The organism is Pelodictyon clathratiforme (assembly GCF_982375515.1).
The window spans coordinates 386,172-407,545 of sequence record NZ_OZ455102.1; the positions used below are offsets into that span (position 1 = coordinate 386,172).

Consider the following 21,374-nt stretch of genomic DNA (forward strand, 5'->3'; position numbering starts at 1 on the left):
TCAATTTTAAAGTTTAAAAGTTAGCGGATTAACAGTGTCAAGATCTTTTGAATGCGCAAATGGTCACAATCAGACCTCCAAAGGTAAGAATTCCATGGTAAAAAACTACAAAAAGCTGAAAAACCATTAGGCCCCAACGAGCCATTGCATTAAAAGAAATCAATCTATCTTATTCAATTATTTTGGTTTAAAAAAACGCAGGCCAAACTGTTGACAGTTCCTCTCCGGGCCAAAATGCCTGTACATGATCTCTTCAGTTGCGTTGTAACGCTTCGTTTCTTTTGAAAGCATTTATGTGTATTATCAAGATGAGTTATAGAACCTCTCCCCGTCGTTCAATAAATAAAAATAATAATGGGTTTTTACAGTAAAATCAAAACACGCGTTCGACAGCTTTTCGGCCACGAAGTAACTGCTCGGGTTGAGCTTCAATGCGAGTGCTGTAATATTCATGACTGGCGCATTTGTCCTGTGGGTATTGACCGGAATAGTGAGGTTTTTTCACTTGGAGTAGGCGATGATATCGGGTTTGATAAAGGTTTGATTGTCGCCTATAACTGCAATGTTCATGCTTTTGATCCGACACCGCGATGGATTGAGTGGATCAAATCTCAGGATCTTTCTCCGCAATTTCATTTTTATCCCTATGCGATTGGCGGAAGGGACGGTAGAATGAAACTTTTTCCTCGTATGCCGAAAGGCAAGCCTTCATCAACGATGCTTACAGTCATGAATGAAGGAGCTAAAGATGAAGGGGACGGTATAGATGTAACGGTCAAAAGACTTTCAACATTGATGGCGGAGCTTGGTGTTTCTCATATTGATATTCTTAAAATGGATATTGAGGCTGCCGAATATGAAGTTATTGATGATTTTCTTGCAGCTCAACTTTCGGTTTATCAACTTTTGGTAGAGTTTCATCATCGATTTTCATCAGTGCCGTTGCAGAAAACAAGAGATACCCTTGATAAATTGTATAAGGCCGGGTACAGGATTTTCTATATCACTGAAAAAGCAAGGGAGTACTCTTTTATTCATCTTGATACGTATGAAAAGTATCTCCGCGAAGCTTGAGTGGGGGAATGCGATTCTTATAAAAACTTTTTTTGGAAAAACTGTCCCGCCTGTTGCACAACCGCCGCTTTCAATTCAAGTTCAAACAGGTGCACCAGAAGCGAGGAGACATCAATACCTGATGCGACGGCAAGGGTATCGATGTGGATTGGTTCCCTCTCCATGCATTGCATGATGGCCTGTTCGATCGGGGTCAATGTGCCTTGCTGAGAGTTATCCTGCAAGGCTGGTCTGGAACACTTTTCTGCGAATTGCGGCCCAAGTTCAGTCAGGATATCATCAACGCTCATGACCGCTTTGGCTGAACCCTGCTGGATAAGCCGGTTTGTTCCCCGTGACGTTCGGGAGAAGATGCTTCCTGGCACAGCAAAGACCTCCCGGTTCTGCTCAAGAGCCGAAGATGCCGTGATGAGTGAGCCCCCCTTCAGATCCGACTCCACCACAATGGTGCCGGAGGTTATGCCCGATATAATTCGATTGCGTTTCGGGAATTTTCCCGGTGTGAGTTCTGAACCAAACCACTCCTCCGAAATGAGAGCGCCGTTCTCAACAATTTTCGGCCAGAGTTTTCCTTTTGGATCGGTATAGATGCTCTCCACGCCGCTTGCAAGCACAGCCACCGTTCTTCCCCCATTTTCCACGGTCGCTGTATGTGCAACCATATCGATACCATAAGCCAGTCCGCTGAAAACAACGACACCACAATTGGCCAGATCACGGCAGAGCAGAGCCGTAACCTGTTTGCCATATTGCGAGGCATATCTCGTACCGACAACAGCAAGGCCCGGCTGGTTTGTATCAGGCAGCTTTCCCCGCACAAAGAGGCAGGGAGGCGGATCATAGATCTCTTTTAACAGTGCAGGGTAGTTGGGGTCAAGAATGGTAATCAGCTCAGCGTGGTGGCGCGGCAGTTCAGCAATCTGTTGTTCCGCACTTGCCAGGGCCTTCTCCCTTGTCTCCGCATGGTGAAGAAAATGGTGCATCTGCCGGGCCAGAGATTCCCCGATGCCCGACACCTGTATAAGCTCTCCCACGTCGCAGTGGAGTACATCAGCCAGTCGATTATGCAGGAATGTTGTGATCGCCTTGATTCTTGCAGGGCCTATACCCGGAATAAGCGTCAGGGCAAGCAGCAGAATCCGCTCTTCCATTGCAGCGGGGAGTGACATAGTGCACAGAATGGTTAGAAGTCCCTCTTCATCAGAATATTCGCAAATCCTTTAAGATACTCTCGTCCTTCCGCATAGGGGAGCCCGTCAATTGCCGAGAGCGCCTCTTCGGTCGTACGGTTAATCAGTGATGCCGTCTCTTCCAGGACGCCGCACTGTTGATAGATAGCCCTAACCTCAGGAACTCTCTGGGCCTCAATGCCTTTATTGCTGATGATGAAGTTCAGCAGATCACGCTCTTTGCCTGACGTCAATTCAAGAGAGCGCAGCAAGAGATAGGTTTTTTTACCATTGATGATATCACCGCCAGCCATCTTCCCGGACTTTCCATCTTCGGCCATGATGTCAAGATAATCATCCTGTATCTGGAACGCCTGGCCAATTTTTTCACCGAAAAGCACCAGACTCCGCAACTGCTCATCCGTCGCATCGCCCGCAACGCCACCAGCTTCAAGAGCGGCTGAAATAAGCCGTCCGGTTTTCTTTGCGATCATGTCGAGATAGTCGGCAATTGTGGCATCATTTTTCTCTTCAAGCTCTATATCAAGGGCTTGGCCTTCACAAATAGTGATATTGGCATCATTGAGAATATGCACCAGCTCTCCATGCCGTTCACTTTGTGCCTCAAGGGCGAGTTCATAGGCGTAGGCAATCATCATATCACCCGTGAGGATAGCGGCATTGGTGTTCCACCGCCGGTGCACGGTCGGTCTGCCGTGGCGGAGCTCCGCCTGATCCATGATGTCGTCATGAATCAGGGTGAAATTATGGAGGATTTCAACCGCAAGTGCAACATTGAGCGCATGTTCCGAAGAGCCGCATACGGCCTCCGAAGCAAGCAGTGTAAGAAACGGACGGATTCTCTTTCCTTTTCCTTCAAGAATATATCTGGCCGGAGCGTACAGGGTGATCGGGCTCTCCCTGACGAAACAGTTTCCGAGAGCACTATTGATTCTCGACAGGTAAAGACGGTACTTGTTCTCGACAAGTTCCTGTGTCAGGGCTTCATGCATGGTAAAATCGCTCATGGTTTAGTGATAAGGGTTTTATGCCGAAGCTCCGCTATGGTTGCGGTTCCGGTCAGGAACATGACTGCCCTGAGATCGTTCAGCCAGGATGTAATGGTCTCTTCAAGAACACCGTCATGAAGAGCTTTGAGAAGAGCTCTTGCCGAAGCGGCCAGTTGTGCTCCAAGGGCGAGGGATTTGGCGACATCCATACCACTCCCGACACCTCCTGAAGCAACGATTTCAATTCCGTTCAAACCGGGCGACTCTTTTTTCAGAGCGCCAATATCAATCAGGCATTGTGCCGTAGGAATTCCCCAGTTCAGCAGCTCATCCAGAGCCTGCAGGCTGAAGCGCCTCTCCTGGCCAAACTGCCGGGTATAGCGAATCTCCTCAACCTTCTGCCAACTGATGCCTCCTGCGCCGGCAACATCAATCGCCTTTACTCCAGCCGCAATGAGCTGCCGCGCAGCAGATGCCGAAATGCCGCATCCAACCTCTTTCACAAGAACCGGCACCGGAATTTTGGCAGAGAGTAGAGCAAGCTGTTCAAGCACATGGCGGAAATCGGTATTCCCTTCAGGTTGAAAAAGCTCCTGTGCGGCATTCAGATGGACAATCAGCCCATCAGCCCTCAGCAGCTCCAGCATGGTATTGATCTCGCTTTCCGTCAGCCCCTTCGCAACCTCTGGCGCTCCGATGTTCGCAAAAATCTGTACAGTCGGCGCATATTTCCGTACAACAGCAAAGCTCTCCCGGTACGAACGGTTTTCCAGCGCCTGCCGCATACTGCCCACCCCAAGCGGAATCCCAAACCGTTCAGCCGCCTCAGCAAGGCGCTGGTTGAGTGTTGCCGCTTCGCTGTACCCACCCGTCATTGACGAGATCATCAGCGGTGCGCCGATGCTCTTTCCAAGAAAAGAGGTCGAAAGATCAATATCGGAAAACGAGATCTCCGGCAACGCAGCATGCTCAAAGGCAAAGCGCTCAAACCCCGTCGTTTTTCCGTTAAAGACAACGTCGCCATGCAGGCAGATCTCGATGTGATCCTGCTTGCGCTCGGTTGTTCTGCTGTTTGCTGTTTCGCTCATGCCGTCCCGGATGCCCCTCTTGCAGGATTGGTGATAGTTGCGGTTTTAAAATTTAATCCAGTAATATATACCATAAACATGAGTACGCAATAACAGAAGAGGTTCAGCCACCCTTTATTGTTGCGCTCGAAGGGGCTGCAGCGTGTTTGCGGGCGTTGCCGGGCTGTGTTTTCAGTTAGGGGTACTTGCTGCCGTGATGCGATCTGGCACAAGGCGGGCTATTTTTGATGGCGTCAAGTATTTTCCTTGTTGAGGTCAAAGTCTCAAAACCTGAAAAAATTGATGTAAAAAGGCATTTATTGCTTATTCTGATTACTGACCTACAATACCAAATTTGTTAAGCTTGATTTGCTACGTACTATTATTTTAGCGCCAAACTATCTCATCCAGCTTATCAGTAAGTCAGACAGCATTACCTGCAAGACACGAAATGCAAAGTATTGTATAAAAGGCTCTTCGCGCATTTTAATGGAAAAGAAATTTCATTTTACGGCACCCTCAGATTTTCATATCCAGTTTCCCACAGTAAAAGAGGATCCTTGTTCGATAGCTTTCGAAGCCTCGAAACCCTCGAGCAGTTGCTTTTATTAACTGGATTTTGCTGTTTATTCCTTCCGATATAGCGTTGCTGACTTGATGTTTGAGGTGAGTAGACCGGAGGAATTTCACCTCCAGCCCCTCGCAGATCCGGACAGGAACGTCCCCGCTCATCCGGCTCCCATCATCTAGCCATCGAGGTATACCCCGCTTTCCAATGCGCAAATAAGTTTGGATTCTCTTCCGCCAGAAGTCGCAGTTTTCTGCTTGCTCTGGTTTTGTGCCCACTCAATTGCTTGTACTTTCTCATCATCCAGTGTGCCAAGTAATAGTTCATGTGTTGCCAAACCGGAGCCATTGCTGAACCGTAAAATCGCGTGTAGTAGTTCTTCCATCCCCTCAGTATCGGGTTGAACTGTGCTGATAAATCCGCAAGTTCCAAGCTGTTTTTGAGCTGTAGCTTCCACCTTCTGATCGTCTGCCGCATGTGTCGCAGTGCATCCCGGCTTACTCCCGGCAGAAACCCAATAAAGTAAGTTCCATCTTTCTTCTTGGCTTCCCGTGAACAGAAGGTAAAACCAAGAAATGTAAACTGATTTACTGGATGCTCGTCCTTGCGATTGCTATCCCTGCAATACACTATTTGCGTCTTATCAGGGTGTAACTCTAATCCGCACTCACGAAAACGCTCACCAATCTTTCGCTTTACCAGCTCTGCCTGTATCTTGCTTTTACAGTGAAGAACGCCATCATCGGAGTACCGACAAAACGGCACACCGGGTAGATTTTCGCTCACCCACCGGTCAAACGCATAGTGCAGAAACAGGTTCGCCAACAGTGGACTCACCACTCCCCCTTGGGGCGTTCCTTTTGTCCGTTCTATCAGCTCACCTTCCGGGGTCTCCATCGGTGCCTTTAGCCACCGCTCTACGTAAAGAAAAACCCAAGGAGTTTGGCAATGTTTCCGAAGAGCGCGCATTAACAACTCATGATCGATGTTATCAAACAGCCCCTTGATGTCGAATTCTACAACCCAATCATATTCCCAATTTCTCTTCCTCACTACAGCTATAGCGTCATGAGCTGAACGCCCCGGACGATAACCATACGAATCTTCATGAAAAACTGGTTCCAATATGGGCTCAAGCACCATTTTTACAACGCTTTGAGCTACCCTGTCCGCCACGGTTGGAACACCAAGCATACGCACTCCTCCAGATTTCTTCGGAATGCCCACACCCCTTACCGGCGGCGGAAAATAACTGCCGGAACTGAGCCTGTTCCATACCTTGTACAGGTTGTCTTTCAGTTTTGTTTCAAATGCCTGTAACGATTCTCGGTCTACACCGGCTGCACCTCCATTAGATTTCACTTGTTGATACGCTTTCAAGACAAGTTCTTTGGAAATTTCATATGGCTTTGTCATACCGAAAAGCTCCTTCTGTTTGCACAGTTGACATGACTGTATGACCAGATGACGCGACCCCTTTGCTCCAGCCTCATTACAAGGCTTTCATTGCTCGTACGAGTCGCTCCGTCCCTTGATGGCGCATTGGTATTATCGGCCTCGCTTTTTACACTTGCGCCTTTCCCTTTGCATCGCCAACGAAGGTTCCTGTAGTTCAATACAAGAGCCCGAACCAGGATCACGCTGCCTTTATGCCGGACACCGCTTGGCCAGTAAACAGGTTTCCGCCAAACTTTTCCTGAATTAACTACTCCCTTCAGTTTTGATGTCATCTTAATCTTTTCGACACGTTCACGGCAGTTTGTTTGTACTCGTCTTCCTTGGCTCACACCTGACATCTTTACGATGCCTTTTCCGTAACGCTCACGACAAGGGCTTTTGACTAATGCCGCTTACGGTGGTTTGCACCCTGCTCCTGCAAGCCGAATGCGAGGGGACTTCCCTCATCTCTTATAATGCTTGGCTACAGCGCACAGTAATTGAGAATGTTCCCTTTATGACGTTCCATCATATCTTTCACTTTTATCAGTGGCTTCAGTTTTGTCTTGTCGACTAACTCACACCAGTACGCGAAAAATATCTCGCCCCTCAGTCCTGATGAGCAGTTCCAGAAATCACGAAAGATATTCTTCAACACCCAAGCCACACCGGTCTTAAATTCGCATGCTATCAACTCGTTAAACCGTGTTTTTTGGCTCTTGGTCATCTTTTCGGGATTTCGAAGCCAGGTGTATTTCGAGCCAACCAACCTTGTATCCCCATCTTTCTTCAGTTCCTGTGATTCCTGATGCCGAACCTTGTTAACTGCGTCATTAAGATATTTGCTGATGTGAAACCGGTCGTGAACAATATCAGCCGCAGGAAGGAGCTTATGTGTAGCTGTTGCAAAGGCTTGCCACATATCCAGCGATACCGACTTAACTGCCTTTCGTTGTTGTTTTGAAAGGGTTCCTAACAGCTTTTTCGTTGCTGTCAGTGTCCGATCCTCAATGACATCAAGTACTCGGCTTTTATCAAGATCATTGAGTATGGTGATGTATTTCTGGCCCGACCTGAAGCTTTTTTCGTCCATACCTACATGCACTACATCATCGGGCTCACGGCGTAGAAGTCCTCGCTCTACAGCACGTTTCATAATCTGATCCACAGCATGCCAATCAAGCTTGAGTATATTTGAGGCCGCTTGTACACTGGAACAGTGCTGGAGCAGAGCAACGGCAAAACCTTCAAACATGAGGGTAAAACGGGAATGGGGGGCCGCCCAAGGGACTGCTATGGTCTTCACACCACACGTTTCGCACTGACAACGGGGAATGCGTGCTATGATGATGGTTTCAAACTGCATGGTATCAAGATGCCGCCAACGTTGTTCAGGGGCCTTGTCATAGGCTTTCCCGCGCACCCCACATTGAGGGCATATTACTTCATCGCCTACAAAACGGAGGTGAACTTCTATCTTCAGACCAGAAACGGAAAGGTTGACATCATCGACCTCCCAGATGGCAGGAAATCCCAGTAATTGCTGGTAATGCTCGGTTAGTTTTTGCATCTTGGTGGTTAGGATTGAAATACTGCAGTCTACAATTTTATCCCATCATTCCACTAAATTATGCGGAGAGCCGTATAAAAAATAAAATAATATGACTAAAAAAAGAATAGGTAAGACAGAGTTTGTTAAATGGTTTGGACCAGTGCTCGAAGCTTTAAGGAAAAAGTAGGGCTTGGTGTTACACCAAGGACGGTTTATGAACCGGACATGACTTTTTTTGAACAGTATAGAGAAAAGAAATAAAGCTGGTAAAATGGGCATACTATAATTTCGTTGTCAAATATTGTTTGAAAAATACAGATTTACTCGCTACTTTTGGTGTTAGTACTATAAATCAGTGACAGTATTATTTTATTTGAGTTCAAATGATTCTGAAAAAATATGATAAGGTGGTGTTGTGAAGCGGATTCCTATTGAAATTTGAAAAATTTGAGGTTGAAAAATATGCCGAATATTGCAAATCTCAAAATCCCTCTATCAGGTAGGTTGGGAAAGTTTTCTGGATATTTTAAAGGATTTTTATAGTATCCATATTCATGATCACTTGAGCATTACATTTATATGACAGTACAATCAGGGTCATGAAGTTGAAGTAGGGAATTGCCATTAATGAATGAGAGAAATGCATAAACTGAATAATATACAGTTGTGTGAAGTATTGATTGTGGTGCTTTTGGTTTTTGCATATCGCATGTAAAAGGTTCTGGAAATGCCACAGAAGAAGGATTTCATAAAATATAAACTGGAAGCGAAGGATAACTGCTGATACTGCCTTGATACTTGGATCCTATTTTGGAAATTCTCCAAAATCCCGGCTTGGTTTACAGCATAATTTTGATATTGAAGCAGAATGGTTTGATCTACCTGTGGGTTTGAAAAAATAAAACGAATAAGAGCTGAAAATGTCTTGCAAAAAGCGATAGGTTCAATATTTGATTTGATAAAGAATTAAAAACTTCATAAAAATTATTGTACCATGATTACTGATACGCAGAGAAGAATGCAAATATTAAGAAAAGTACACCGGATCCCTGTTGATAAACTAAAAGAGTTGGACGAGTTTGTTTCAAAGCTTGAAGAAGGTATTGTAACAAAATCTAAAGCTCTTTCATTTGCAGGATCGTGGCGAGATATTGATGATACAGTATTCGATGAATTAACAAATAACTTGATAAGCAATCGTCAGAGAAACAGGAGGAGGATTGATGAATAGAGTTCTTGTTGATACGGATATTTTGTCATATTATTTTAAAGGTGATCAAGTTGTTGTTGGTAATTTTGAAAAATATTTGCAGCAATATGATTTGATCGAAATAAGTTTAATAACGTATTACGAAATTGTTGGAGGGCTATTGGCAAAAAGTGCACTAAAGCAATTGACCGTATTTGAGGATTTTGTTGTTGAAAATATTGTTCTTCCAATGACTGATAAATCAGCAAAGATTTCTGCGGAATTGTATTCTTTATTGAGACAGACTGGTAAAATAATTGATGATATTGATTTGTTGATTGCTGGCATTGCGATTGAGAATGATATGACTCTGGTTACCAATAACGAGAGCCATTTCGGAAGGATTTCTGGTTTAAGGATTGAGAATTGGAAAAAGCAGGGCCAATAAAAGGCAAGATTGTTATGCTGAAAACCTTGTTCTCCATAGCCGTGCGTCATCTGCTCGGGCGACGTCGGCAGACGCTGACCACTATTCTTGGTGTGGCGGTCAGTACGATGGTGCTGATTACCACCAACTCCCTTACCCGCGGTCTGCTCGACTCTTTTGTTGAGACCATTGTGAACGTTGCGCCTCACATTACGCTGAAGGGCGAATCCATGCGTCCCATGCCAGTTAATCTTTTTGAAGAGGAGCGCTCCCTCTCGGTTGCCTTTGTTGACAACAACATCAAAAAGCTTGATCCGGAAGAGGTGCGTAATTATCGTCAGATTCTTACGGTGTTTAGTTCTCCGACCTATGAAAAAAAGATTCTTGCCGCATCCCCCTATGTTCTTTCGCAGGTTATGGCTGTCAAAGGAAGCCGGAACCAGCCGCTGGTGCTCAAGGGTGTTCTGATTGAGAGAGAGGATGCGATCAGCGGTATCGGCAAAAAATTGACACAGGGTAACATCGCCCTGTTTGAAAAAACCCCCAATGCGCTCCTTGTGGGACGAACGGTTGCAAGGGATATGAACCTTAAAATGAATGACCTGGTAGTGATCATCCCCTCATCCGGAAAGAGTCGGCAGTGCAAGGTTGCCGGGATCTTTTTTTCCGGCGTCAATGCGGTCGATAACAGTGTTTTTGTTTCACTCAAACTAGCCCAGATCATTGAAGGGTTGCCAGCAAACAAGGTAACAGGCATAGCGCTGAAAGTGGCCGATCCCTTTGTCAATGCTGCACTTGCCAGCGAACTCGAACGGATTACCGGCTACCGTTGCCTCACCTGGCAGGAGGAAAACGCCAGTATTCTCTCCCTTTTCGCCCGCATCGGGTACATCGTTTTCTCTCTGGTGGCTTTTGTCGGCGTTGTCTCCGGGTTCGGTGTGGCGAATATTCTCGTGACCACCGTTTTTGAAAAGAGCCGCGACATAGCTATCATGAAGTCCTTTGGATTTTCTGCACGTCAGTTGGTTGCCATGTTTGTTCTTGAAGGGTTTATGGTTGGATTGGCGGGCGCTCTTGTTGGTGGGGTTCTTGCACTTGGTGCGATCGATCTCTTTGCCAGTTTGCCTGTCGAAAGTTCACAAGGCCCGCTGACCAAAACCGGTTTCAGCATGTCCTATAATCCCCTCTATTTTCTGCTCATCATCGGCATAACGGTTCTGATCAGTACGCTTGCGGCTATTCTGCCCTCAGCCAGAGCAGCCAAACTTGAACCGGTCAGTGTGCTCCGCGACAGCAGTCTGTAGCGTTGAGTCCACATTCAGGCAGGAGCGCCATTCTCCCCGATGTGGAGCGTTTGTTCGGGGTGCTGGAGCAGGTAGAGCTTGTAGTAGAGCCCTCTTTTTGCGAGCAGCTCCTGGTGATTGCCGCTCTCTCTGATCACCCCTTTGTGCAAGACAATAATCCTGTCCGCTTTCTGGACGGTGGAAAGCCGGTGAGCAATAATAATAGAGGTGCGTTCACTCATCAGGCGGGCAGTTGCTGCGTCAATAAGGGATTCAGTTTCTGTGTCAACTGAACTGGTGGCCTCATCGAGCACAAGGATTTCCGGATTGTAGAGGAGTGCACGGACAAAGGCGATCAACTGTTTCTGCCCAGAGGAGAGGCCAGTGCCGTTTTCAAGTACCCTGTACTGGTAACCTCCGGGGAGCTGGTCAATAAAGCGGTCAGCACCGACAATTCGCGCCGCTTCCCTCATCTCCTCATCTGTGACATCAGGTTTGCCAAAGGCGAGGTTTTCGCGTATGGTGCCAGAAAAGAGAAAGACATCCTGCATGACCACACCAATCAGTTTTCTTACCGAGTGTTCAGCTATATCGGACAGCTCTATACTGTCAATGCTCACCGACCCTTTTGCAAAGGGGTAGAGGCGGGAGAGAATATTGATCAGCGTGGTTTTGCCGCTTCCTGTTGCGCCGACAATGGCAATTTTTTCTCCATGCCGGATAGTAAAGGAGATATCTTTCAGTATCCAGTTTTCGCTCTCATAGGCGAACCAGACGTTCTTGAACGCGATGCTCTCTTTGAAGCACTCAATCTCCCTCTTTCCTGCAGGCTCTTCTATTCCTTCCTTTTCATCAAGGAGACGGATGATGCGGTCTGAGCTGGCAATAGCGGTCTGAATAACGTTGAATCGGTCAGAAAGATGCTGCAAGGGACGGAAAAAAAGCCAGATATACTGGACAAATGAGATAACCACTCCGATGGAGAGATCAGCCTTGAGCAGGCGGACTCCGCTGTACCAGATGACGAGGCCGGCAGCGGCAGAGCTGAGTGTCTCAATCAGTGGATAATAGATTGAAAAATAGAGGACTGTCCGGATGTTGGCATCCCGGTGATCGGCATTGATCGAGGCATATTTTCGCCCTTCGCGCTCTTCACGGTTAAAAAGCTGGACGATGCTCATGCCGGTGAGATGTTCCTGAAAAAAGGTGTTCAGACGGGCCTGATGGGTAAGCACATCCTGAAAGGCAATTCTTACCCTGTTTTTGAAAGCGATGGTCGCCCAGATCATCAGGGGAAGAATACTGAGAACGATAAGGGTCAACTGCCAGTCGATCCACGCCATCAGTACCACGATGAAAAAGAGCTGCAGAAGGTCACCAAGAATGGTGATGATGCCGCTGGAGAGCATTTCGTTCAGTGATTCCACATCACCGGTTGTACGGGTGATCAGCCGGCCTATCGGGTTTCGGTCATAAAACCGTGCCGGAAGCTTCTGCAGGTGTCTGAAAATATCCATTCGGATGTCCAAAACAGCCTTTTGACCGATAATCTGGGTCATCCAGGTCGTGATAAACTGCTTGATGCCATCAAGAAGAATGGCGCCTGCAAGAAAAATACTGATAACGGTAAGTCCCTTGAGATTGCCATGGGCGATATAGTCGTCAATGGCGATCTTTGTCAGATACGGGCGCAGCGGGCCGAGAAAAGAGCCAGCGATGGTGATGGCGATAGCCCAGGCAACAAGAGTCCTGTAGGGTTTGATATACCCTAAAAGGCGAGAAACAATGTAGAAGTCAACCGATCGTTTTTTCCCTTTCTGCAGGGTCTCATCCTGCTGAGGCCGGAAACTTGCTCTTCTCCCGGGGCTGTTACTCATGACTCTCAATACCCGCGACTCTTTGTTCAATTTCATGCTTCAGTTCGCTTGCCAGCTCATCAGCTCCTGTTTTTGAGGGCGCCTCAGCATAGATGCGTATGATGGGTTCCGTATTGGAAGGGCGCAGATGAACCCAACTGTCAGCAAAATCAAGTTTAAGTCCGTCAAGCCGGTTTGCTGCTGCGCTGTGGTAGTGGCTGGCAATATCGGTGAAGAGTTTTTCAAGCGCAGCACGGCTGGTAGAACCGAGCACAATTTTCTGTTTCGACATAAAATAGTCGGGAAAGGTACGCCGGAACTCGGACAGCGAACCACCCCCGTTCTCACTGCGCCAGAGAGTAAAGGCTTGTACGATAAGTGCGATACCGACCAGAGCGTCCCTGCCGTAATGCAGTTCCGGAAGGATGACCCCCCCGTTTCCTTCACCGCCAATAACAGCACCCACCTCTTTCATCATCTCGCTGACGTTGGCCTCTCCAATTTTTGCGCTGTAGCACGCCACACCATGTTTTGCTGCAATATCGCGCAGTGCCCGACTGCTCGAAAGATTGTTTACCACCGCTCCGATTTTGTGCTTCAGGTAAAAATCAGCGCAGGCAACCAGCGTGTACTCCTCTCCGAAAAGCGAGCCATCTTCGCAGAGCAGGGCAAGCCGGTCTACGTCAGGATCAACAATCAGGGCAAAATCGCAGCCACTCTCCTTGAGTGCGGCGATGGTGGTGGAAAGATTTTCCTCGATGGGCTCGGGATTGCGCGGAAAAAGTCCGCTGCCGCCACAGGCAACCTCAACAATGTTCTTGATACCCAGTTCAGTGCAAAGCCGGGGAATAATTGAGGCTCCAGCCCCTTCAACGCAGTCAACAAGTACCCGGAACTGCTCTTTTTCAATGGTTGTGGTATCAATACAGGGGAGATCGAGCACTTTTTTGATATGCAGTTCGTCATACTGCTCATTTTGGGAGAGTGTGCCGATCCTGTCCCAGTGTGCATGGACAAACAACTCCTTTTCAGCAATGGCAAGCAGCTCATCAACCTCTTCGGCGCCGAGGAATTCGCCCTTGTGGTTGAGCATTTTCAGTGCATTCCAGGCAACAGGGTTGTGTGAAGCGGTAATGATCAGTCCTCCGTCGGCACCCTCCCCTGTAACAGCAAGTTCAACGGTTGGTGTTGTTGCAATGCCGAGATCAACAACATCGCATCCGCAAAGCAGCAGCGTACTGCTGACCAGATCCCCGATTGCCTTGCCTGTCGGACGGGTATCGCGGCCAATGACAATCGTTGGCTTTTTTCCAGAATGGTTTTTGCCACATCTCTCTTTCTGACGAAAGACAAGGGAGGCAAAAGCCATCGCAAATGCTGTGAGATTTTTTGGGGTCAGGCTTTCGCCGACAATACCCCTTATACCGGAAACGCTGATCATCAGACTCATAACAAGATTGGTAACGGTGGTTAAAATTTTGCCCAATATACAGAAAAAAAGAGGTATGAACATGCAGGATGGGAGGGAGGGAGTCTTGTCATTGAGAAGTGCAGATGAAGAGGGTCGTGCAGGTGGGGTGATGGATACAGGGGAGTGCAGCAGAGGGTTAACGGGTGGAGAGATCTGCCGCATAGAGAGCTGAGAGAGGAGAGGGGGAGAAAATACTTTTGAATGTTTGCAGGTTTCTTCTATATTATATGCCTTTTGTTATTCAACAATATATTACTAACAGCACCTTATATGCCTTTACACAAATCGGCTGAAAAAAGATTGCGGCAGTCAGAAAGAAGAAATGCCAGGAACAGATCAAGGAAAAAAGAGCTGAAAGTTCTTGTTAAAACCATGCAGAAACTGATTGATACCAGTGCGGAAAAGGCGGTCGTCGAAGTTGCCTACCGTTCAGCGGTTCAGAAGCTTGATCGTCTCGGGGTAAAGAATTACATTCATGCCAATAAAGCATCCCGCAAAAAGTCACAACTGACACGTCTGATGAACAGTTATGTGAAAGCTGACTAAAGCGAGAGAGCTTTTTTTGGCGCGACCAATAGAGATCTTCATTGTCTGACATCCGGCCTCAAAAAGCCGCAGAGCATTTTCTGCAGTTGTTTTTCAGGCCGGGTTTCCATACCCTCTTTCATGTTTGCATATTTTCGCGGCAAGCTTACTTCGGTATTGCCAGAAGAGGTGGTTGTAGAGGTTTCCGGTATTGCTTACCAGTTTCTGATTTCAGCAGCCACACATCGTCAATTACCCGAACAGGGTAGTGAGGTGTTCCTTTTTTCACATCTTGTTGTCAGGGAAGATCTTCTGCAACTTTACGGCTTTTCGGGAGAAGAGGAGCGTCAATTGTTCCGGTTGCTTCTGCTCACTACGGGTGTGGGACCCAAACTTGCCCTCGCCCTTCTTTCCGGATTATCAGTTCAGGATATTCACGACGCTATTCTGACCAATACTCCCGAACGCCTCTACGGTATCACCGGTGTTGGAAAAAAGACGGCTGCAAGGATTATTCTTGAGTTACGCGATAAAGTTCTGAAACTTTCTCCTGTTTCTGCTCTTGCTTCTCCGGCCCGGCTTTCGTCAACCCTCTTGCGCGATGATGCCGTCAATGCTCTTGTAACTCTTGGATTTTCCAGAATCATTGTTCAAAAAGCTGTTGTAGCTATTCTCGAACAAAACCCCGGATTGACAGTCGAAGAGGTGATCAAAGCAGCTCTCGTCTCAATTCATAACAGTTAGCAGATAACGGTGACCTACCAGGAAGCTCTCGATTTTCTTTACCCACTGCATCGCTTCGGAATAAAACCAGGCCTTGAACGTGTTCGCACGTTGCTTGATCTTCATGGCTCACCGCAGAAGCGGTTGGGATTGCTTGTCCATATCGCCGGAACCAATGGCAAAGGGAGTGTTGCTGCGGCACTTGCCTCGATCTTTCAGGCTGCAGGTAAAAAGTGTGCACTCTATACCTCTCCGCATCTGGTCGATTTTACCGAGAGGATTCGTATCAATGGCTCCCGTATTCCACAGGAGAGAGTTGCCCACTACTGTACTCGTTTCCGTGATGCGGTTGTAGAAAATCACTCCACCTTTTTTGAGGCAACAACAGCCATCGCCTTTGCCTGGTTTGCCGATGAAGGCGTTGATGTTACCATCCTTGAGACCGGCATGGGCGGAAGGCTTGATGCAACCAATGTTGTGCACTCTGATTATGTGGTGATTACAACAATCGCTCTTGATCACACGGACTGGCTTGGCGGGACGCTACCCCTTATTGCTGCTGAAAAAGCGGCTATTATCAAAAAAGGGAGCAGGGTATTTACTGCTGTATCCCGGCAGGAAGCCCTTCTTCCGATACAAACGATGGCGGAATTGTGTGATGCACCACTTTTTGTTTATGGAAAAGATGCACTCAGTACCATTATTTCTGCTCAACCGGGAGTGCTTGAGCTTGAGGTTACGACAGCGTCCCGAAAGTATCGAGGCTTGAAGGTACCCCTTACCGGATCGTTTCATGCCGCCAACGTCTCCCTTGCCGTTATGGTGGCGGAAGACACCGGCATTGCTGCCGAACAGATCTCTTCGGGGCTTGAACGGTTATTGCAGACCGGGTACCGCGCAAGGCTGGAACAGATTGGTATGAATCCCGCCATACTTCTTGACGTATCGCATAATCCTGATGGTATGCGAGAAACCGTCAACACTCTTCTTTCTTTCCGGAAAAAATACCGCCGGATCTCTGTTGTGCTTGGTCTGGCTTCAGACAAGGATGCCAGGGCGGTTATCCGGGAACTGCATCGTCTTGAATGCTCTTTTGTTCTTGTCAATATTCCCTCGGAGCGCTCAGTTTCAGCCGAAGTACTCAGCTCAATATGTCAGGAAGAGGGCTCAGCGGCAACTGTATGCGCTACCGGCAGAGAAGGGCTTGCTTATCTGTTGTCAAGGGCAGGTGCTGATGATTTGATTCTTGTGACAGGCTCGTTCTATCTTGCAGGTGAGATTATCGCTACGGGAAGATGATAATACGCTGGTGTGAAGAACGCTTTTTTGTCGAAATTTTTTTATATTCTACACGAGCCACTGAAATTCTTCGTGTGTTGAAAGGAACATCCCGTTCCATAATTCCTTACCGTGCTTATCCCGTTTTCAATTATAGATAGTCTTCCCTGGTCATCTTCTTTTTCCTGCTTTCATGGTACATGATGAAGCGTTAAGAGGTAATCTTCCGATAATGTATTGTACGCATTACTGGTTATGGTGCAGGGATACTCACCGGTGGGGTGAGATGGGTTCACTATTTTATTGCCTTTTTAAATAACAAGCGTTGAATACAATCAAAATGTCGAACAATTCGGTTTGTAAAGGTCTGGACATCAATATGCTCCAGAAAAAGAAGGTTTCTGAACTGCATGTTTTAGCCAAAGAGCTTGGAGTGATGGCTGCCGGTTTGCGAAAGGAGGAGCTGATTTTCAAGATTATTGAGGCGCAGTCACAGAAAAATACCGACTCCGAAAGCGGTAACGTCATGGTCAACACCGGCGTTCTGCAGGTCATCCCGGAAGGTTACGGCTTTTTACGGTCAGCCAATTACAACTACCTTTCCTCTCCTGACGATATTTATGTATCCCCGTCCCAGATCAAGCGATTTAACATGCGTACCGGTGATACCGTCTCCGGACAAGTAAGGGCTCCAAAGGAGGGAGAACGCTTTTTTGCCTTGCTGAAGATCAACACCATTGATGGTAACGACCCTGAAATTACACGAGAGCGCCCCTACTTCGAAAATCTGACCCCCCTTTTTCCGCGAGAGCGCCTCAAGCTCGAAACCAAGCAGTCGGAAGCATGTGGCCGCATCATGGATATTTTTACCCCTATCGGTAAAGGGCAGAGAGGCCTGATTGTGGCGCAGCCGAAAACCGGCAAAACGATGTTGTTGCAGATGATTGCCAATGCCATTATCAAAAATCATCCAGAGGTCTACCTTATTGTGCTGCTTATCGACGAACGCCCTGAAGAGGTGACCGACATGGCCCGGAGTGTTCCGGCAGAAGTGGTAAGCTCCACCTTTGATGAGGATCCCGAACGTCACGTTCTTGTAGCCGATATGGTGCTTGAAAAGGCGAAGCGGCTTGTGGAGGTTGGTCGTGATGTGGTGGTGCTGCTCGATTCCATTACACGGCTTGCAAGGGCTCACAATACCATCATTCCCCATTCAGGAAAAATCCTGTCAGGTGGTATCGATGCCAATGCCCTTACCAAACCGAAACGCTTCTTTGGTGCAGCCCGTAATATCGAGGAAGGCGGAAGCCTGACCATTATTGCCACCGCGCTTATTGATACCGGTTCCCGCATGGATGATGTTATTTTCGAAGAGTTCAAAGGAACAGGCAATATGGAGCTTCTGCTCGACCGTCGGCTTTCTGAGCGTCGTATTTTCCCATCCATTGATATTCTTCGCTCCAGTACCCGTAAGGAAGAGCTGCTCTTTACACAGGAAGAGCTTTCAAGGACATGGTTGCTCAGAAAATACCTTGCCGACAAGAACCCTATCGAGTGCATGGAGTTCATGCGTGAGAAAATGGCTGACACCAAGGATAACAAGGACTTTTTCAAATACATGAATGCCTGAAGAGGGTATTGCCCCCGATCAGCGATACGACAAGAGAGATCCTCGCAGGGCAGCATTCGACCTCTTGATGCAAAGAAGAGACTCTCTTCCGTTCGTGCATCGGAGTGTTTCCTGTCGATAGTCTCTCCTGCGACAACATTTTATGAAAAGAGTAGGAATAATTATTTGCAGTTCTGAAAAAAGTTTCTATATTATCTGCCTTTAAAACAAGAGGAAAGACACTTACTATATGCCCTGCGGAAAAAAGAGAAAACGTCATAAAATGGCGGTACACAAGCGCAAAAAGATGCGCCGTAAGAATCGGCACAAGAAGCGCCAGAGATACCAGAATAAGTAAGTTCCGGTACTCCAGTACCATGGTTACAGGTTGAGAATATAGCTCAGTCGGTAGAGCATCTGCCTTTTAAGCAGAGGGTCGAAGGTTCGAGTCCTTCTATTCTCACTGACTGCTGGTTTGAATTCAGTAGTTAAGACAAGCCCGAGTGGTGAAATTGGTAGACACACTATCTTGAGGGGGTAGCGCCGAAAGGTGTAGGAGTTCGAATCTCCTCTCGGGCACTTGTTTTTTTCAGAAAAGCCGCTTCAAAGCGGCTTTTCTGATTAAAGTGAAATTTTTATTGCACATGGTAGTGCAATGGCTATCAGGAGAAACTGCTATGGATATTGCTGTCTGTCTCTGTCAGGTACCCGATACCGCCTCGGTTATCACCGTTCTTGATGGAGCTGTTGACCTCTCAAGAGTTCATGAGGTGATGAATCCCTTCGACGAGTATGCTCTTGAAGAAGCGGTACGTCTCAAAGAGCGTTTTGAAGGGAGTGTTGTGACCCTCTTCTGCGTAGCTCCCCCCTCAGCAAAAGAGATGCTCCGCAAAGCCCTTGCCCTGGGTGGAGATAGGGCTGTACTGATAAGCGGTACAAAAGAGCCATCAGATCCCTTTCAGACCGCCTTGCTTCTCAGCCGTGCAATTTCTGCCTGTTACGCGACGGCTCTTCCGGATCTTATTTTTTGCGGTAAGCACTCAACCGACTTTCAAAGCGCCCAGGTTCCACTGATGCTTGCCGAACTGCTTGATCTTGCATCGGTCAGCGCCATTATCAAACTGAACGCATCAACTGAGGGCATTCAGGTTGAGCGTGAAATTGAGGGGGGCATTGAATTGCTCGATCTTCACTATCCGGCACTCTTCAGCGTTGAAAAAGGGTTGAATGTGCCGCGTAAAACGACGATCAAAGCGGTCATTGAAGCGCGAAAAAAACCGATTGATCATCTATCCCTCACGCTTAGCGAGAGCCCTTTTGTCGCCATTACCGCCATGAAGCCCCTGATAAGGAAAAAACAGTGTCGATTTGTGTCGGACGCAAAAGAGCTGATCCGGCTGCTCGGTCATGAAGAGGCTCTATTCTGAGCTGAGAGGAAAAAGAGGAGGCAATAAGGCTATGAAGAGATGTTTGGTTTTTCTCGAACAGAGGGAAGGTGTTGTTAAACAAGCTTCCATTGACACCTGGAACAGGGTTCAGGAGCTTGCCACCCTGCGACCGGACATAACCGTCTCAGCTCTCCTTGCTGGCCCGGCGGACCTCCGTCAGCTTGAAGGCCGTATGGCAGGAACGGGGGTTCTTTACCTGGCCAGTGACGCCCGTTTCAGCAGGTACAATCCGGAACACTATCAGAGGTTGATTACTGATATCATGAAGAGGGAGGCGTGCAGTGATCTCTTTTTTGCTGATACGGTACTCAGCCGTGATCTTGCACCCCGGCTCTCCGTGCGTCTTAAGGCATCACTGCTCTCGGGATGCTCAATCATTGAAGATATCGCCTCCGAGGCTTCTTGCACAAGAGCGCTCTATTCTGGTTCCGTAATCGCCTCGTTTGCACCCCGGCGTCCATTAAGCATTTATACCACCTCTTCACGTCCAACGCATCCAATCATCCCTTCCGAAACTCATATTTCACTTGTTCTCCTTGAGCCACCCGGTTTCATCGAAGCGACTCTTTTACCTGTTGTTTGCGGGATGGTGATGCGTGAAAGCGGTTCAGACGTGACAGAAGCCGGAATTATTGTTGCCGGTGGCAGAGGAATGGGCAGCGCAGAGGATTTTGAGCAGCTTGAAGAGCTTGCCCGGCTCCTTGGAGGTGTCGTGGGAGCGAGCCGTCCCGTGGTTGATGAAGGGTGGCGGCCACATGCCGAACAGATCGGCCAGACTGGCAAAACTGTGGCTCCAGCCCTCTATGTTGCCTGTGCCATATCAGGTGCACCTCAGCATCTGGCCGGTATAGGATCATCCAGAAAAGTGGTTGCCATCAACAGTGATCCTCATGCACCGATTTTTGATGTTGCTGATTATGGTATTGTTGGTGATGTGCACCTTGTACTGCCAAAACTGATAGAAGGGCTGCAGGAATTTTTGAAGAAGAGATGATTAACTGTTATATAATGGTTGTGTGCTGATGGCACGCTTTATGGAAATATTGAGCATAATTATTCTTTGAGCCCATGCGTAAACTTCAGGTAGATATTCTTGGACTTTCGACAAGTCCCCATACCAACGGAGCCTATGCCCTTATCCTTTATGAACTTGAGGGAAAACGTAAACTACCGATCATTATCGGCGGCTTCGAGGCGCAGGCCATTGCCCTGAAACTTGAAAACATTAAACCCCCGAGGCCATTTACCCACGATCTTTTCAAAAATATTGCCGATGCGTTTCATTTGCATGTCAATGAAATTATTATTGATGAACTGCACAATGAAACCTTTTATGCCAAAGTAGTCTGTGAGGTGAACGGTGAAGTGCATGAAATCGATGCACGTCCCAGTGATGCTATCGCCATTGCTGTGCGTTTTAATGCGCCACTTTTTGTCACAGAAGAGATCATGAACGAGGCCGGTATCAAGGAAGAGCAGAAAGAGGAAGGTGAAGAGGATGGCATTCCCCTCGAAACAGAAGAGAGAGTTGCAGGGCTGCTCAATCCTGAAGCGCTGCTCGACGAGCTGCAGGCGGCCCTTAATGACGCCATCAGCAACGAAAACTATGAAGAGGCCGCAAGACTTCGCGACGAAATATCGCGGATGAAAAGGAGATCCTGAAGAGAGAACTGTTTTTCAGTGTATTC

General features: G+C 47.6%; 18 protein-coding genes, 2 tRNA genes and 2 pseudogenes. 14 read left to right on the forward strand and 8 right to left on the reverse strand.

The window, feature by feature from the left end; translation table 11 throughout:
* Positions 1-354: 354 nt before the first annotated feature.
* Positions 355-1,074 (forward strand): FkbM family methyltransferase, encoded by a 720-nt coding sequence (locus tag AC56AD_RS02010; protein ID WP_012507234.1) that lies wholly within the window; start codon positions 355-357, stop codon positions 1,072-1,074.
* A gap of 17 nt (positions 1,075-1,091) precedes the next feature.
* Here the strand turns inward: AC56AD_RS02010 and dprA are convergent, their stop codons facing one another.
* The 6 genes and pseudogenes from dprA to AC56AD_RS02040 all read right to left on the reverse strand — a co-directional run.
* On the reverse strand, positions 1,092-2,243 hold the full coding sequence (dprA, locus tag AC56AD_RS02015; protein ID WP_012507235.1) for a DNA-processing protein DprA: 1,152 nt from the start codon (positions 2,241-2,243) through the stop codon (positions 1,092-1,094).
* A 14-nt stretch (positions 2,244-2,257) separates the two neighbouring features.
* A complete protein-coding gene (locus AC56AD_RS02020; RefSeq protein WP_041526627.1) occupies positions 2,258-3,256 on the reverse strand; it encodes a polyprenyl synthetase family protein in 999 nt (332 codons plus the stop codon).
* A gap of 11 nt (positions 3,257-3,267) precedes the next feature.
* Positions 3,268-4,341 (reverse strand): type 2 isopentenyl-diphosphate Delta-isomerase, encoded by a 1,074-nt coding sequence (gene fni, locus AC56AD_RS02025; RefSeq protein ID WP_012507237.1) that lies wholly within the window; start codon positions 4,339-4,341, stop codon positions 3,268-3,270.
* 498 nt (positions 4,342-4,839) lie between these two features.
* Positions 4,840-4,983: pseudogene (locus tag AC56AD_RS02030) on the reverse strand (transposase); the annotation flags it as partial.
* Positions 4,984-5,062: 79 nt separating this feature from the next.
* On the reverse strand, positions 5,063-6,304 hold the full coding sequence (gene ltrA, locus AC56AD_RS02035; protein ID WP_012507238.1) for a group II intron reverse transcriptase/maturase: 1,242 nt from the start codon (positions 6,302-6,304) through the stop codon (positions 5,063-5,065).
* 517 nt (positions 6,305-6,821) lie between these two features.
* Positions 6,822-7,895 (reverse strand): annotated as a pseudogene (locus AC56AD_RS02040) (ISL3 family transposase); the annotation flags it as partial.
* 976 nt (positions 7,896-8,871) lie between these two features.
* Between AC56AD_RS02040 and AC56AD_RS02045 the strand changes: the two are divergent.
* The 3 genes from AC56AD_RS02045 to AC56AD_RS02055 are packed head-to-tail and all read left to right on the forward strand — an operon-like array spanning position 8,872 to position 10,797.
* Entirely contained in the window at positions 8,872-9,108 is a 237-nt protein-coding gene (locus AC56AD_RS02045; protein ID WP_012507240.1) for a hypothetical protein, read from the forward strand.
* Positions 9,101-9,514: a type II toxin-antitoxin system VapC family toxin gene (locus tag AC56AD_RS02050; RefSeq protein ID WP_012507241.1), complete on the forward strand. Its 414-nt coding sequence runs from the start codon at positions 9,101-9,103 to the stop codon at positions 9,512-9,514. Before AC56AD_RS02045 ends, AC56AD_RS02050 begins: the two co-directional genes overlap by 8 nt.
* Before the next feature lie 14 nt (positions 9,515-9,528).
* Positions 9,529-10,797 carry an ABC transporter permease gene (locus AC56AD_RS02055; RefSeq protein ID WP_012507242.1) on the forward strand — a complete coding sequence of 423 codons (1,269 nt, stop codon included), beginning with the start codon at positions 9,529-9,531 and terminating at the stop codon, positions 10,795-10,797.
* A 14-nt stretch (positions 10,798-10,811) separates the two neighbouring features.
* Here AC56AD_RS02055 and AC56AD_RS02060 read toward each other — a convergent pair whose 3' ends face one another.
* Both AC56AD_RS02060 and glmM read right to left on the reverse strand, forming a co-directional pair.
* Positions 10,812-12,653, reverse strand: a complete 1,842-nt coding sequence (locus AC56AD_RS02060) for an ABC transporter ATP-binding protein (RefSeq protein ID WP_012507243.1) — start codon at positions 12,651-12,653, stop codon at positions 10,812-10,814.
* A complete protein-coding gene (gene glmM / locus AC56AD_RS02065) occupies positions 12,646-14,082 on the reverse strand; it encodes a phosphoglucosamine mutase (protein ID WP_012507244.1) in 1,437 nt (478 codons plus the stop codon). The genes AC56AD_RS02060 and glmM overlap by 8 nt, the downstream gene beginning before the upstream one ends.
* Positions 14,083-14,137: 55 nt before the next feature.
* Between glmM and AC56AD_RS02070 the strand changes: the two genes are divergently transcribed.
* The 10 genes from AC56AD_RS02070 (at position 14,138) to AC56AD_RS02115 (ending at position 21,348) form a co-directional block, all read left to right on the forward strand.
* Entirely contained in the window at positions 14,138-14,275 is a 138-nt protein-coding gene (locus AC56AD_RS02070) for a hypothetical protein (protein ID WP_190274011.1), read from the forward strand.
* Positions 14,276-14,373: 98 nt separating this feature from the next.
* Entirely contained in the window at positions 14,374-14,649 is a 276-nt protein-coding gene (gene rpsT, locus AC56AD_RS02075; protein WP_012507245.1) for a 30S ribosomal protein S20, read from the forward strand.
* Between the two features lie 120 nt (positions 14,650-14,769).
* Positions 14,770-15,372: a Holliday junction branch migration protein RuvA gene (gene ruvA, locus AC56AD_RS02080; protein WP_012507246.1), complete on the forward strand. Its 603-nt coding sequence runs from the start codon at positions 14,770-14,772 to the stop codon at positions 15,370-15,372.
* Positions 15,373-15,381: 9 nt separating this feature from the next.
* Positions 15,382-16,650 (forward strand): bifunctional folylpolyglutamate synthase/dihydrofolate synthase, encoded by a 1,269-nt coding sequence (locus AC56AD_RS02085; RefSeq protein WP_012507247.1) that lies wholly within the window; start codon positions 15,382-15,384, stop codon positions 16,648-16,650.
* Positions 16,651-16,969: 319 nt separating this feature from the next.
* The gene (gene rho / locus AC56AD_RS02090; protein WP_012507248.1) at positions 16,970-18,259 is read left to right on the forward strand and encodes a transcription termination factor Rho; all 1,290 of its coding nucleotides are present in this window, start codon (positions 16,970-16,972) and stop codon (positions 18,257-18,259) included.
* Between the two features lie 369 nt (positions 18,260-18,628).
* Positions 18,629-18,701, forward strand: a tRNA-Lys gene (locus AC56AD_RS02095).
* A gap of 34 nt (positions 18,702-18,735) precedes the next feature.
* Positions 18,736-18,817 (forward strand) — tRNA-Leu (locus AC56AD_RS02100).
* A 98-nt stretch (positions 18,818-18,915) separates the two neighbouring features.
* Complete coding sequence (locus tag AC56AD_RS02105) at positions 18,916-19,665, forward strand: electron transfer flavoprotein subunit beta/FixA family protein (RefSeq protein ID WP_012507250.1); 750 nt, start codon at positions 18,916-18,918, stop codon at positions 19,663-19,665.
* A 31-nt stretch (positions 19,666-19,696) separates the two neighbouring features.
* Entirely contained in the window at positions 19,697-20,680 is a 984-nt protein-coding gene (locus AC56AD_RS02110; protein WP_012507251.1) for an electron transfer flavoprotein subunit alpha/FixB family protein, read from the forward strand.
* Between the two features lie 74 nt (positions 20,681-20,754).
* Positions 20,755-21,348 carry a bifunctional nuclease family protein gene (locus AC56AD_RS02115; protein WP_012507252.1) on the forward strand — a complete coding sequence of 198 codons (594 nt, stop codon included), beginning with the start codon at positions 20,755-20,757 and terminating at the stop codon, positions 21,346-21,348.
* Positions 21,349-21,374 lie beyond the last annotated feature (26 nt).